Source organism: Gillisia sp. Hel_I_86, from assembly GCF_007827275.1.
GTDB lineage: Bacteria > Bacteroidota > Bacteroidia > Flavobacteriales > Flavobacteriaceae > Gillisia.
This window is the reverse complement of record NZ_VISE01000001.1, coordinates 23,139-36,561: the sequence shown is the minus strand read 5'-3', so window position 1 is coordinate 36,561 and position 13,423 is coordinate 23,139. Positions and strand designations below refer to the sequence as shown.

The window sequence follows — 13,423 nt, the reverse complement described above, 5'->3', positions numbered from 1 at the left end:
AATTATTATTGATTTTATTAAGACAGTACGTAGGTGGAATAAAAGGAATTGTTATATTTGCAGCCGCTATGAAGTATAGACGCTTTTTGTTTATCCAAAAGATAACCCTCGGGGTGTAGCGTAGCCCGGTGGTTATCGTGTCCCGCTGCGGCGGGAAGGCCGTAGGTTCCTTGGGAACTTTATGCGGCAGGGTTTTGGAATACTGAATAAATTTACACCATACGGGGTGTAGCGTAGCCCGGTTATCGCGCCTGCTTTGGGAGCAGGAGGCCGCAGGTTCGAATCCTGCCACCCCGACCAAGACCATTACTAAATGGTATCAAAACCTTGTTAATCTTATGATTTTCAAGGTTTTGTGATTTTAGGTCATTCATAGTATTTGATGCTAAATCATATAAAATGAGTCCGATTCGGTGACCTCTTATTATTTTGGGCTATTGCCCTGATTGTTGATTTGACTTTCGTTTTCACGCATTTGTTTAACCTGAAAACGATTATTATGAGAAATTCGGTGACCTTTGGGATCGTATTTATCCCAAAATCCAGTAAAGCCAAAAATGGCAAAGCTCCCCTTTATGCTAGAATTACCTTAAACGGTGAGCGAATTGAACTGAGCCTTAAACGTAGAATTACCCAAAATCTCTGGGATGAGCGAAAAAGCCGCCTTAGAGGTTGTAGCGCAGAGAGCATCCAAGTGAATGGTTCCTTGGATAGAATCTATAATAAGATATACGAGTCCTTCCGCCAGCTTCAAAACGAGAACAAGCTTTTAAATGTTAGCGCTATAAAGCAGCGCTATTTAGGAGCAGATGATTCTTTTAAGAAACTCTCGGAGCTTTTAAATTATCATACAGAAAATATGAAGTCCATATTAAAGTATGGTACAATGAAGAATTACTATACTACCGAGCGGTACTTATATAAATTCCTGATCAAACTGGGTATTCCGGGGTAAACTGGACACCTGATTCCTGCGCAAAGTGAACAGTCCATTCCTGCACAAAGTGAACACCTGATTCCTGTGCAAAGTGAACAGTTCATTCCGGGGCAAACTGGACAGTTTTTGATGATGGTTTTAGGTTATATTATGCGATTTAATCACAGCATAGTATGGCCAATAAACCGATAGGATCAATTATGATACGAGAAATCATCAGAATGAAAAACAATGGATTTTCCAATATCAGGATATCCAAAAGCCTTGGTAAATCGAGGACAACCGTAATTAAATATCTCAATGCTTTTGGGGAATCCGGATTTAGCTTCAATGAACTCCTGGAGCTTTCTGACAATGATCTTTTGGAGCTTTTTGAGACTCAGGATACCCTTTCTCCCAACGATCAGGATAATACACATTCTGAACTTTATGCCTTTTTCCCTTATGTAGAAAAGGAGTTAAAACGTGTTGGGGTTACCCGCCATATTTTGTGGAAAGAATACAAGCAAAAATATCCGGAAGGTATCATGTACAGCCGTTTCTGCTACCATTACAGCCAATGGAGCCAGAAATCCGAAGGATATATGCCGGCTGTTTATAAAGCAGGAGAAAAGGTCTTTATTGATTACGCTGGGAAGAAACTCCATATTATTGACAGGGAAACCGGGGAAATGATACCCGTGGAAGTGTTTGTAGCAACGCTTGCTGCAAGTCAATACACTTATGTGGAAGCCTCTTTCTCCCAAACGATCCCGGATTTTATCAACAGCACCCAGAATTGTCTTCATTTTTTTGGAGGTGTTCCGGCTTGCCTCATCCCGGATAACCTTAAATCGGCAGTAACCAGGGCAAATAAATATGAGCCTTTCTTAAACGAACAGTTCGCAGCTTTTGTTTCCCATTACAACACTTCGGTAATGCCGGCCAGGTCATTAAAACAAAAGATAAATCATTGGTTGAAGGCGCTGTAAACATCACCTACACCCGTATTTATGCGGCTCTTCGGGACAGGGAATTTTATAGCCTGAAGGAACTCAACACCGCCATCAGAGAGTTGTTGATCTCCTATAACAATGCTCCCTTTCAAAAGAAAAAGGACAGTCGCACGGAGCTGTTTCTGGAAATAGAGAAGCCAGAGCTGAACCCTCTTCCAATAGAGCGATATGAGCTAAGGGAATATAAAATGGCGACGGTTCAGAAGAACTGCCATGTCTATTACTCCGGTGATAAAAATTACTATAGCGTACCTCACAATCTTATAGGAAAAAAAGTAAAACTGATCCTGACCCAGAACATGGTGGAAGTTTATCATGCCCAAACCCGGGTTGCCCTGCACCAGCGCAGTAGAAAACACTATGCTTATACCACTTTGAAAGAGCACATGCCGGTGAACCATACCTATAACAGCAACTGGAGTCCGGAATATTTTATCAATTGGGCCAGGAGCATCGGTTCCTCGGTAGAACAATGCATTAAGATCATACTCGACAGAAAACAATATCCCGAACAGAACTACAAGAGCTGTATCGGTGTGTTAACTCTGGCAGGGAAAACAAGCAAGGAGCGTCTGAACAATGCCTGTACCAGAGCCTTGGCTTATGACGCCGTGGGATATAACCAGATCAAGAATATACTGGAAAAAGGACTTGACAAACAAACATCACTGCTTGACTCCATAGAAGTCATCCCCGTTGAGCACGAAAACATAAGAGGATCAAATTATTACGCTTAATCTTTAAACATAAAAACAATGAACACAAACGCTACTATTGAAAAGATGCAGCAAATGCGTCTGCACGGTATGAAACGAGCTTATGAATCTTCGTTTGAGACCAGAAACCAGGATACCTTCACCAACGATGAATTCATCGCCTGGCTCATCGAATCGGAAGATAATCAACGCAACAACAGCAGGACAGAACGACTATTGAAGAATGCCCGCTTCCATTACCAGGCATCCCTGAAAGAAATCAACTACAGTCCAGACAGGGAGATCGACCGTAACCAACTCACCCGGCTCTGGGATTGTTCCTTTGTAGACCGCTATGAAAACATTATCATTACCGGATGTACAGGAACGGGAAAATCATTTATTGCAACAGCCCTTGGTTATCAATGTTGCATCAAAGGATACAAGGTACTTTATTACAATCTGGGGAAGCTCTTCAATAAATTATCAATGGCCAAGGCCGATGGTACCTATATGAAAGAACTGGCAAAAATAGAGAAGCATGATCTGCTCATTATTGATGATTTTGGCCTGCAGGCCATCAACAATGAAAAACAACTCATTTTAATGGATCTCATCGAAGATCGAAATCAGAAAAAATCTACCATCTTTTGCTCACAGGTCCCTGTTAAAAACTGGTATGATCTAATAGAAGAAAAAACCATTGCGGATGCAATTCTGGATCGAATCATTCATACCGCAATCCGCTTTGAACTAAAAGGCGAATCTATGAGAAAGAAAATGAAAAACAAGTAAAAAAATTTATCTAATTTTACCAACAAGAAACCATCAAAAATCACCTGTCCAGTTTAGGCCGGAATAGGGTGTTCACTTTCCCCGGAATATTCATCAAACAGTTTAAAGCCGAAGACATTTACCTCAAACAGATCAATTACCAGTTCATAACAGATTTTGAACATTTCCTACGAACGTATAAGCCGAAAAGGGCTAGGAAAGCACCAACGAACAATGGAGTGATCAAACATTTGGAGCGTTTAAAAAAACTACTGAACCTTGCTCAAAGATTAGAATGGGTGGACAAAGACACCTTCGCCAAATTCACATTGAAATTTAAAACATCTGAGAGAGCATTTCTAAACGAGACGGAATTAAAAAGGATAGAAGATTACCATTTTAATAAATTAACCCATCAGCAAACCCGGGATGTGTTTATATTCTCCTGTTACACAGGCTTATCATGGATTGATGCAAAAAATCTAAAACAAAAGAATATTGTAATTGGAATTGATGGGCGGAAATGGATATTTACCTCAAGGGAGAAAACTGCAAAACCAGTCAAAATACCAATTCTCCCAAAGGCTATGGAAATAATAAAGAAATATGAGAAGCATGCTGAGTGCTCCGGATATTTGTTGCCTGTATATTCCAACCAGAAAACCAATGAATATTTAAAGGAGATTGCCACAAGTGTAAAACTCAAAAAGAAACTGACCTTTCATGTAGCTAGGCATACCTTTGCTACCACCGTAACGCTTTCTAAAGGGATACCAATAGAAACAGTTTCCAAGCTTTTAGGACATTCTAAGCTTTCAACCACCCAGATTTATGCACGGGTTTTAGAAAATAAATTAAGTGAGGATATGATGCTACTGAAAGAAAAACTAGGATCATGATTTTAAATAATTTTGATCGAGTACGAAATCAAGCCCCGTATCTACCGAACTAATACTATGAATTGTTTGGGATATTTTATTAAATGAATATTCTATTTTAGAAAAATAAAAATTAAAGCAATTAGTCTTTTAAAATCTTCGCAACCTCAGGGCGCAAATCAAGATTGTCATGACAATCTTGATTTGTTGATATTTAGTGTAAATTAATAACTAAGTTATTGATCTTTTAATTAATGCAAGTGGCGTGGAATAGGAACACGTTCTTCTTGGCTTAATTTTTTTTTATTTGGTATCTAAAATATCGATTTTTACTGATAGCCCACTATTTGCGGGCAACCTACTTAAGCTGCGTATAGTTTTTTCTAGTGTTTTATAATCAATTTTTCAATCACCCGCTCCTTACCGTTAGATAAGTGTAAAATATACAACCCATCCTTGAGCATGCTCACATCCATCTTATGGTTGACTTCTTTAGTCGTTGTTCTAAAGAACAACCTTCCATTGAGGTCAAACAATTCTATTTGGAACGCCGGGTCTTTTTTATTTTCAACAACCAAGGAGTTTGAGTTGACATATAGCGTTTGGTCAGCTGGGTTGGGATGTAAAATTGTGTTGCTCGATAGCGAGTTGCTTAGAGGAGAAGGTGGCCCTCCAGAACCACCACAGGATGGGTCATTGTATCCACAATCACATAAGGTGGGCTTATAAACAAGGACGGGATAGGACTGAGACCACCCGCAATTGTTCCTTATGCTTATGTACACGGTCGTAGACTCACCATCTTGTAAGTTGTAACTGTCCGAAGAAAATTCATAATAGGCAGAACCTGATTGGTATGTGGTTGTTCCGTTGTGGTATATTTTGAATTCCAGTGCGGTATCAGGATAAGTAGCACTGATTCTATAATTAGGCTCATAGCAAGAGCCAAAGGTTGTTTTCGTTATTTTTGCTTGGCCTACCCAAACCTCTTTTCTTACTGTTCCAGCGGGTAAAACGGCATCTATAAATCCCTCCCCATTTCCATTTGCCTGTACGGTTATGCTATTACCATTGGACGATACAATTTCAAGATTTGATGAAGCAGTCCAATTATTAACATTTGTAGTACAATTAGCAATATTATAAGTAACAATTGTTGAGCATACTGTTTTGGGACCATTTATTTGCTCATTCGGATTAATTTGAATATTAGGGGATCTTTGAACCCCTGTAATTTCATCAAAAATAAAATTTGCATTTTCAGAATTTAAAGCGATATGTTGTTCATTATCATTCGATGCAGTAAAGTAACTATCAAAAGGTGTTTCTCCTGTGCATACCAAGTTCCTTGTTGAAAAATCCTCATATAAATCTTGGTTGTTCCCTGTGTATGCCAGAGAGCTTTTTACTGGGATAAAAGAAAACCTAGGAGTAGAAATTTCAGCTCTTGCTTGGTAAATAAATGCTGTTAATAAAGTCTCGTTGGTGTTGAAAACTCCATCTGAACCAAGAAATTGATTAATTTCATCTTCTACTGTAAAAAATCCACCAGGACTGTTTTCATAACTTCCTAGGGCAGCATTAGTAGTAACCTCTTGAAATCTTCTATAAACGGTAATGTAAAAGGCCAAAAACCTGATTTTTGCCTTAAAATCAAAAACTTTATTCGTTTGGTTTCTCTCTGGGCTAAATTTCATTTTAGCATCGGCTCCTATCCCAATTATAGGGAAATTTGCTCCCGTTTCTATTTCCCCATTAAAATAGTTTTGGTTAGGCGCATTGATTGCTGTTCCGGTAGTTATACCATTTGATACGGCAATATTACGGGTTTGCTGAGGAAAGCCGATACTATTCAATGTATTATAAAACCTGTTATGAAAATTGGGTGCCCCAGCAGGGGTTTTGGAATTTGCCAAATAGTGATGAACCAGCATTTGTTTTGCAGCCGGGGATTTTAAGATTTTATCTCCTATATCAATGCTCGCAATATCTTCTATAAAATCTGCAGCTTCCTGAAGCCCCGTTGGAACTACCGCTCCGTTGTGGGGTGTATCTACCGCTACAAATAAATCTGTATTATGGGGGATGTTGTTTTGTTCCATATACCTTAGGGCATATCTGCCAATTAAACCACCCATACTAAACCCGATCACCTTGATTGGTTGAACATTGCTCCAACACGAGGAATTGTTAATGCGTTCAATAAGTTCCACCAATACCATGGCGTTACGCTCCACATAATCTGTCCCGCCATTGGTAACAGTACCATCATTTTGCTCTCCTTTAATGAAATTTAACGGGATGATATCGAAACCTTGACCTCTTAATTCTAATCCGAGATTATTTGCACCATTATTAAAAGATAAAAATTGACTATAAATATCTTCCACATTGATACCTTCATCAGTTCCCTCAAAAGGATCAAAACCATCCAATACAATTACTGGCTGATCATATGCAGCACCTCCTAAATAAACATTAAAAGCCCCAACGCCATTGTAAGCCATGCTTTCATCATATCCCTGAAAAGATCTTGAGGCTGTAATGGTGTCGTTATAACAAAATTCTTCTGTAGTACGGTTTTTTGTGATGTTCTCAGAAATTTTAGTGATGGGCGGGGAGGAGTTTACCCTTATTTTAGCATAGGTATATTTAATACTACCATTGGAAAGAGTAACCTTAAATTTAAGGTTGTGTAAGCCTGTATTATTAAATGTTACACTTTTTTGACCAGATAAAGATAGGCTTTGATACCCCTGACCATTATCAAAATCGGCTTGTACACTCTGGATGCTTATATTGGAAGCAACTATGTTAAGGTGGGTTCTAAAAATTCATTTTTTTGATTTTTTTACAAAGCAATCCCCATTGGTTTTGTAGAAATAATTTTTTCGTCAGCTAAATCTCAATATATTTTTGACCTGACACCTCTAAAAATTCATTTTTAAAACAATTATCTCTTTGATTTTTAGTTTTTTATAGGTAAAATGTTTAATCTGACTACTTGTTCATATCGGAATAAATTATAGGTTAAATTGATCAGTCCGATTATTCCAGTAGCTCTTGCTATTCCGATTGATTTCAATTTTAGGCCATTCATACTTTGCTCCATAAACCCAAAAACGTGTTCAACCCTGGCTCGTGTTCTTGATCTCTCAGTATTGTTTTCCTTTTGCTCCTCTGTTAATGGTTTGTTTTTATATCCTTTCTCGTGAACTTTATTTATCATTTTATATTTTGCAATTGTTTCTTCTTGCTTTTCTCCGGTATAAGCACTGTCTGCATACAATTCTTGATCTTTATCTGTTTCCTCTAACAAGTCTTCGGTGGCTTGCGAGTCGTGGACCGAGGCACTCGTTACAACAAAAGTGTTGATGAATTTGCTTTTGGCATCCACTTTTGCGTGGTTTTTATAGCCAAAAAAATTCTCGTTGTTTTTCTTGGTCCAACGGGCATCAATATCTTTGTGTGATTTTTTGTGGGGTTTGTCGTTCCATAAACCATCACCTTCTCCTTCTTTGATCTTTTTATTTTCCTCACGGGTATTGCGCTGGCGTGGCGCAATAGTAAAACTGGCATCTATCATTTGCCCCTTGTTCAATATCAGTTCCTTGGTCTCTAAAAAACTTTTGAATTGTGTGAACAAATCTTCAATAAGACCAGATTTTGTAAGGATCTCTCTAAATGCCCAAACGGTTTTTTCGTCTGGAATCTTGTCGCCAGTGTCCAGGCCCAAAAAGTTTTTAAAACTTGTCCTGTCCAATATTTGGTACTCTACCTGCTTATCTCCAAGTCCATAATAGCGTTGTAAGATCAAGATTTTGAACATCAAAACTACATCGAAGGGTTTTGCTCCGGCATTATTTTTCTTGGTAGAATTTAGAAGCTTGCTCTCCAATAAAGCTCTAAACATTTCAAAATCAATAGCTTTACTGATTTTATCTAACGGATTACCAATTTCTGATAATTTTTCAGCAGAAAATTGCTCGTCGAATAATGACTTCTTTCCTGTGGATTTGTATATCTGTTTATCCATGTTTTTATCTGTGTTTTTGAAGTCATAAATATACGGATAAATACTTGAAAATCATGTATTTAATTTTTAGAACTCCCCTTAAAACTATTGTCCAATTTAAAATTAACGGTTTTGCCCTTGGTATCGGTAGCAAGGGTACTTATTACCAGTGCCTTAGTTTTAATATAAGGGCTTCGGGACCTGTTGGGCACATCTACCAGTAAACTGTCTTGCCCTTGGATATCCAAAAGATTATCAGAAATTGCCTCCTCGTCCAAGTATTCAAAATCCACATTTATAATTCCTATTGGAATCGAAGTAGTTTCGGCTTCCGCATTGGCTTTAAATGTTTGGATAGGATTCCATCTACTATTATAATCGGCACGTTGCAGTTCATGATAAGCTTGAAAGAAGTGATTTATATGGGAGGTGTCATTAGCTAATTGGTTAAATTCCACAAGATTGGCCAAAGGGAAAACCCTGTCGTACAAAATATCTGTAGTTACATAGTTTTTGTTTAAGAGCTGTAGCTTGGTATCTACCTCGGGCGTAATATCCTGGGCAAATAGGGTCGATGTAAAAAGTAGGCATAAAAAGAAGTAAAGTTGTTTCATAAGTAGGTTGTTTTGAAATTGGTTAGTCTTTATTTAGGGTCTCTTTGTTTATATTTAATTTACCATTAGTAAGGGTGATTATTTCATTAGGATTAGTAGTAGACTCTAAAACAATTTTGTCAAATTTGAGGATTAATTTTTCACCACTTGTAAAACTTAGAACATCAATATTTTCTGAGCCGGTAATCGATGAATATTCAATATTATTTGCCCTGTCTCGTAATTCAATAACGGTATTTTCATCATACAAGAAGTCTTGGTCTCCATCACTACTAAATACTTTATATTTCCCGGTATGGTCAATTTTTTTTATGAATAGATATAATGTATTGTGTTCATTACCTAATGTTATAATCCAACTATTATCTTCAAGAATATTAATTAAATAACCATGTAAAGGTATAAAACCACCATAATCTTTTGGAATAAAAAGTTCCCCATCAATGTTACAGGAAAAAGTGTTTTCGGCTGTAATTGGGGGTGCGGGGGCATCGTCATTTTTATTGCAACTGCAAAAGCCAAGGAGAATGGAACTAAATAATAAAACAAGATTTTTCATAATGTGGAATTTATTAAAGAAATGTTAAGTTAAGAAATTTAATTTAAAAGCTCTGTTTTGCCCTTGGTATCGGTTGAGGGTACTTATTACCAATGCATTTGTTTTAATATAAGGGCTTCGGGACCTGTTGGGAACATCCACCAATAAACTGTCCTGCCCCTGGATATCCAAAAGATTCTTAGAGATCGACTCCTCGTCCAAATATTCAAAATCAACATTTATAATTCCTATTGGAATCGAAGTTGTTTCGGCTTCCACATTGGCTTTAAATGTTTGGATAGGATTCCATCTAATATTATAATCGGCACGCTGCAATTCATGATAAGCTTGATAAAAATGGTTTATATGGGATGTATCACTAGCTAATTGGTTAAATTCCACAAGATTGGCCAAAGGGAAAACCCTATCATATAAAATATCTGTAGTTACTTCGTTTTTGTTTAAGAGCTGTAGTTTAGTATCTACCTCAGGCGTAATACCCTGGGCAAATAGGGTCGTTGAAAAAATCAGAAAGAATAATAAGTAAAGTTGTTTCATAAGTAGGTTGTTTTGAAATTTAGTTAATCTATATTTAGGGTCTCTTTATTTATATTTAGTTTTCCATCTGTTAGAACTACAATATCACTGGAATCTTGAGATGATTTTAGTGTTATTTTATTAAAATTTAGGATTATCTTTTGATTTTCAATATAACTTACTACTTCAATTTCTTCGGAATTATTATAGGAAATGTAAACTTTGTCTAATGTTTTATCATATAATTCGACGGCTGTTTGAAGATCTTGTACGAAAAATTGATCACCATCACTTTGAAAAACTTCGTAATTTCCTTCTGAATTAACTTTCTTCAAAAAGAGGTGTAATGTGAGTTTACCATTACTTAAAGTAATTCTCCAACTGTTATCATCATAAACATTCACGAGGTAACCCTTGAGCGGAATAAAACCACCATGGTTTTCTGGTACAAAAAGTTTCCCATCAATTTTACAGGAAAAAGTGTTTTCGGCTGTAATTGGGGGTGCGAGGGCATCATCATTTTTATTACAGCTGCAAAAGCCCAGAAGAATGAAACTAAAAAATATAACAAGATTTTTCATAATGGGGAATTTATTAAAGAAACGTTAAGTTAAGAAATTTTAATTTAAAAGCTCTGTCTTGGTATCGGTTAAGGGTACTTATTACCAATGCATTTGTTTTAATATAAGGGCTTCGGGACCTGCTGGGCACATCTATCAATAAACTGTTTTTCCTTGGATATCCAGAAGATTCTTAGAGATTGCCTCCTCGTCCAAATATTCAAAATCAACATTTATAATTCCTATTGGAATCGAAATTGTTTCGGCTTCCACATTGGCTTTAAATGTTTGGATAGGATTCCATCTAATATTATAATCGGCACGTTGCAATTCATGATAAGCTTGATAAAAATGATTTACTCATTAAAAAGACGAGCAAGAGAATAGTAAAAATTTTTTTCATAATGGTTAATTATTATTTAGTCTACAAAAGATTTAATTATTGAAATATCACAGGCAAATCACTTTTTGGTATTTTAGCTATATAATATGGTTGTGTAATGATATCTATTACATTTGGACCTGATGGCGATTCAAGTTTAATTTTTACAAAAACATTATTAGGTTTTTTAATTATTTCATCAATGCTAAGATGAAATTCTCCTGAATTTTTTACTTCTTCAAAAATTGCGATTATATTGAATTTAGAGAAATCTATTGCTGTTTCAGAAAAAGATTCAGTTGTATTCACATTTGTATTCATTTTCGTTTTTAGGTTATTCCAATCAGTTTCATTTTCTATCACAATATTTTGTTTCGGGATTCCTTCAGAACCTTGTCCACCAAGAAAACCTTCTGCTATTTCTGTAAATTTAATGTTGGTGTTTAGTGAATTATTATCATCACTACAGCTTAGTGATATAACTGTTGTTAAAATTAAAATAAATGCTTTCATAGGTTTAAATTTTTAATGTTATATTCATTAGTTGCAAAATTTTATAATGGTTGTTTATACCTAGTGTTATGTTAAGTTGTAATTGACGGGTAGAGTCTTTTGAGTTTTATACGTGCCTGGTCATTTGTAAACTGCCAATTGATTTTTGAGGTTTTGTTGTTTCTGTGATTTTGCCACGCATCCACTTCTGATTTTATTTCCTTCTCGCTGGCAATATGACGGTTTAAGCATTGGCCATTGAGTACATGCAATTCTATTTCTGCCATGTTCAGCCAGCTCCCGTGCTTAGGTGTGTAAACAAATTCAAACCTGTCCCGGAGCCTTTTGGCTTCCTGCGGTTCAAATGTTTCATAAAAGGCCGATGCATCATGCGTTTTGAAATTGTCCATCACCAGTTTTATCTTTTTAGCCTGTGGGTACACCTCATCAGCTATTCTCTTGATAAATTTAGCCCAGTCTGTTTTTGTTTTACGCTGGGTAATTTCAACCAGCCTTTTACCCTTCAAGGGTTCATTGGCCATAAAAATATTTACCATACCATGTCTGATGTACTCATAGTCCATCCTGGCCTCCTGTCCCGGCTTGATGGGCGTTGAGGCTACCTCTTGGATTAACTGCTTGGGCGATTCGTCCATGCAAACAACCGGAAAGTCTTCATCGTATGGCATTTTGTATACGTCTAGCACATATTCCATATTAGCTACAAATTCACTGCTCTGCTCTGGGGGAATGACCCAGCCTTTTACTTTCCAAGGCTTAAGTTCGTTTTTTTTAATACCTGGCCCACTGTGACGTGCGATATGTAATCGATATATTCCAATTCCACCATCCTGTCCGCCAAAAGTCTCAATGACCATTTCGAAAATCCTTCTGGGGGCTCACTGCAACAGAGTTTAACCAATTTAGCCTCAATATCCCCATCTACCTTTTTTGTGTAATTCTGGCTTGAAACACGTCGTTCCAAAACACTTTCAAATCCTTCTTCAATGAACTTCTTCTTTACCCGGCCTATCGTTCGTTCACCTATTTTGAGAACTTTGGTAATCTCCGCATTCTTTATCGTGGTATCATCGGAAAATTCCCCTTTATCGCAGTTTAACAAAATGTAGGCGGTGCGAAAGGCCTGAGAGGTATGACGTCCTTTACTAATAATTCCGTTAAGCTCTTCAACTTCCGTTTGGCTCAACTTGATGGTGTAGTGTATCATTGGCTTGTTTTAAGGCCAAGATATAAATAATAACCGTCATATCATAATTAACTTAACACTAGAATAAATTTTAATAATTGAATGGAAATAATTCTTTTTAATCATTTGGGATAGCTGGATTTACAATTAAATAAAAATTCCTGAATTTATTCCTAGGACGTCTTTTTGCAATTGGAGAAGTTCAGAATAGCACCTATAATCATAACAAATTGTTTTTTATTTTAAATATAAAATACATTATTATAGAGATGCTTTAATCTTTAAAAGGTTTCGAAAAAATATTGTTATTCTGTAAATTTAGTAATAAATATAGAGAATTCTTTTTAAAATGCCTAATTATTTACTTTCCTTTGCAACCCCTGGGCGCAAAGCAAGATTGTCATGACAATGACACATCTTGCTTTGCTAATTTGAATCGTCAATCAATTATTAAAGTTGACGGCTTGTATCTAAAAAGCCAACTACTACAAATCCTTAAAATATAGTTAGAAAAATTACCCAAAGAATTTTTTAGTAGATTTTGTCGCAAAAATAAGCTTGTTTACAGGGGATTTCAAGGCATTTGTCGCAAATGCAGTAAAAAAAATAAACTAAAATATTTTAAATAATTAACAATCAATGAATTAGGAATACGTAACATCGCGCTGCGTGTTACCCTCTTGCTATTCCTAATTTCATTTTTAACCAAAATAAAAACGGAATACTAATTGAAAAAATAACCTCACGGTGCTCCATACAATTTACTTTTTTTATCCTGAGCACTTTCCTTTTTTGATAA

The 13,423-nt window shown here is 36.4% G+C and carries 14 protein-coding genes and 1 tRNA gene; 6 read left to right on the top strand and 9 right to left on the bottom strand.

From position 1 onward, the window contains the following. Positions 1-222 precede the first annotated feature (222 nt). The 6 genes from JM83_RS00210 (at position 223) to JM83_RS00185 (ending at position 4,300) form a co-directional block, all read left to right on the top strand. Positions 223-300: transfer RNA gene (locus tag JM83_RS00210), tRNA-Pro, on the top strand. A gap of 199 nt (positions 301-499) precedes the next feature. Further along, positions 500-955 (top strand): Arm DNA-binding domain-containing protein, encoded by a 456-nt coding sequence (locus tag JM83_RS00205; protein WP_144958315.1) that lies wholly within the window; start codon positions 500-502, stop codon positions 953-955. Between the two features lie 182 nt (positions 956-1,137). Further along, a complete protein-coding gene (istA, locus tag JM83_RS00200) occupies positions 1,138-1,908 on the top strand; it encodes an IS21 family transposase (protein ID WP_186434924.1) in 771 nt (256 codons plus the stop codon). A gap of 86 nt (positions 1,909-1,994) precedes the next feature. After that, entirely contained in the window at positions 1,995-2,669 is a 675-nt protein-coding gene (locus JM83_RS00195) for a Mu transposase domain-containing protein (RefSeq protein WP_144958313.1), read from the top strand. 18 nt (positions 2,670-2,687) lie between these two features. Next, the gene (istB, locus tag JM83_RS00190) at positions 2,688-3,422 is read left to right on the top strand and encodes an IS21-like element helper ATPase IstB (protein WP_144958312.1); all 735 of its coding nucleotides are present in this window, start codon (positions 2,688-2,690) and stop codon (positions 3,420-3,422) included. Positions 3,423-3,454: 32 nt separating this feature from the next. Continuing rightward, positions 3,455-4,300, top strand: a complete 846-nt coding sequence (locus JM83_RS00185) for a site-specific integrase (RefSeq protein WP_144958311.1) — start codon at positions 3,455-3,457, stop codon at positions 4,298-4,300. A gap of 362 nt (positions 4,301-4,662) precedes the next feature. Here JM83_RS00185 and JM83_RS00180 read toward each other — a convergent pair whose 3' ends face one another. From JM83_RS00180 to JM83_RS00145, 9 genes are all read right to left on the bottom strand, one after another. Beyond that, on the bottom strand, positions 4,663-6,786 hold the full coding sequence (locus JM83_RS00180; protein ID WP_144958310.1) for a T9SS type A sorting domain-containing protein: 2,124 nt from the start codon (positions 6,784-6,786) through the stop codon (positions 4,663-4,665). A gap of 461 nt (positions 6,787-7,247) precedes the next feature. Then, positions 7,248-8,315, bottom strand: a complete 1,068-nt coding sequence (locus tag JM83_RS00175; protein ID WP_144958309.1) for an IS5 family transposase — start codon at positions 8,313-8,315, stop codon at positions 7,248-7,250. A 59-nt stretch (positions 8,316-8,374) separates the two neighbouring features. Next, a complete protein-coding gene (locus tag JM83_RS00170; RefSeq protein ID WP_144958308.1) occupies positions 8,375-8,908 on the bottom strand; it encodes a hypothetical protein in 534 nt (177 codons plus the stop codon). A 22-nt stretch (positions 8,909-8,930) separates the two neighbouring features. Next, positions 8,931-9,467 (bottom strand): hypothetical protein, encoded by a 537-nt coding sequence (locus tag JM83_RS00165; protein ID WP_144958307.1) that lies wholly within the window; start codon positions 9,465-9,467, stop codon positions 8,931-8,933. Positions 9,468-9,491: 24 nt separating this feature from the next. Next, the gene (locus JM83_RS00160; RefSeq protein ID WP_144958306.1) at positions 9,492-10,004 is read right to left on the bottom strand and encodes a hypothetical protein; all 513 of its coding nucleotides are present in this window, start codon (positions 10,002-10,004) and stop codon (positions 9,492-9,494) included. A gap of 23 nt (positions 10,005-10,027) precedes the next feature. Beyond that, a complete protein-coding gene (locus JM83_RS00155; RefSeq protein WP_144958305.1) occupies positions 10,028-10,564 on the bottom strand; it encodes a hypothetical protein in 537 nt (178 codons plus the stop codon). Between the two features lie 135 nt (positions 10,565-10,699). Continuing rightward, positions 10,700-10,873 carry a hypothetical protein gene (locus JM83_RS19055; RefSeq protein ID WP_186434923.1) on the bottom strand — a complete coding sequence of 58 codons (174 nt, stop codon included), beginning with the start codon at positions 10,871-10,873 and terminating at the stop codon, positions 10,700-10,702. Positions 10,874-10,982: 109 nt separating this feature from the next. Next, positions 10,983-11,438, bottom strand: coding sequence for a protease complex subunit PrcB family protein (locus JM83_RS00150; protein WP_144958304.1), 456 nt, complete (start codon positions 11,436-11,438; stop codon positions 10,983-10,985). A gap of 71 nt (positions 11,439-11,509) precedes the next feature. After that, positions 11,510-12,645, bottom strand: a protein-coding gene (locus JM83_RS00145) for an IS630 family transposase (protein WP_144958303.1) whose coding sequence is annotated in 2 segments (ribosomal slippage) — positions 11,510-12,216 and positions 12,216-12,645 — 1,137 coding nt in all. Because the reading frame shifts where the segments join, the coding sequence is not laid out codon by codon here. Between the last annotated feature and the right edge of the window lie 778 nt (positions 12,646-13,423).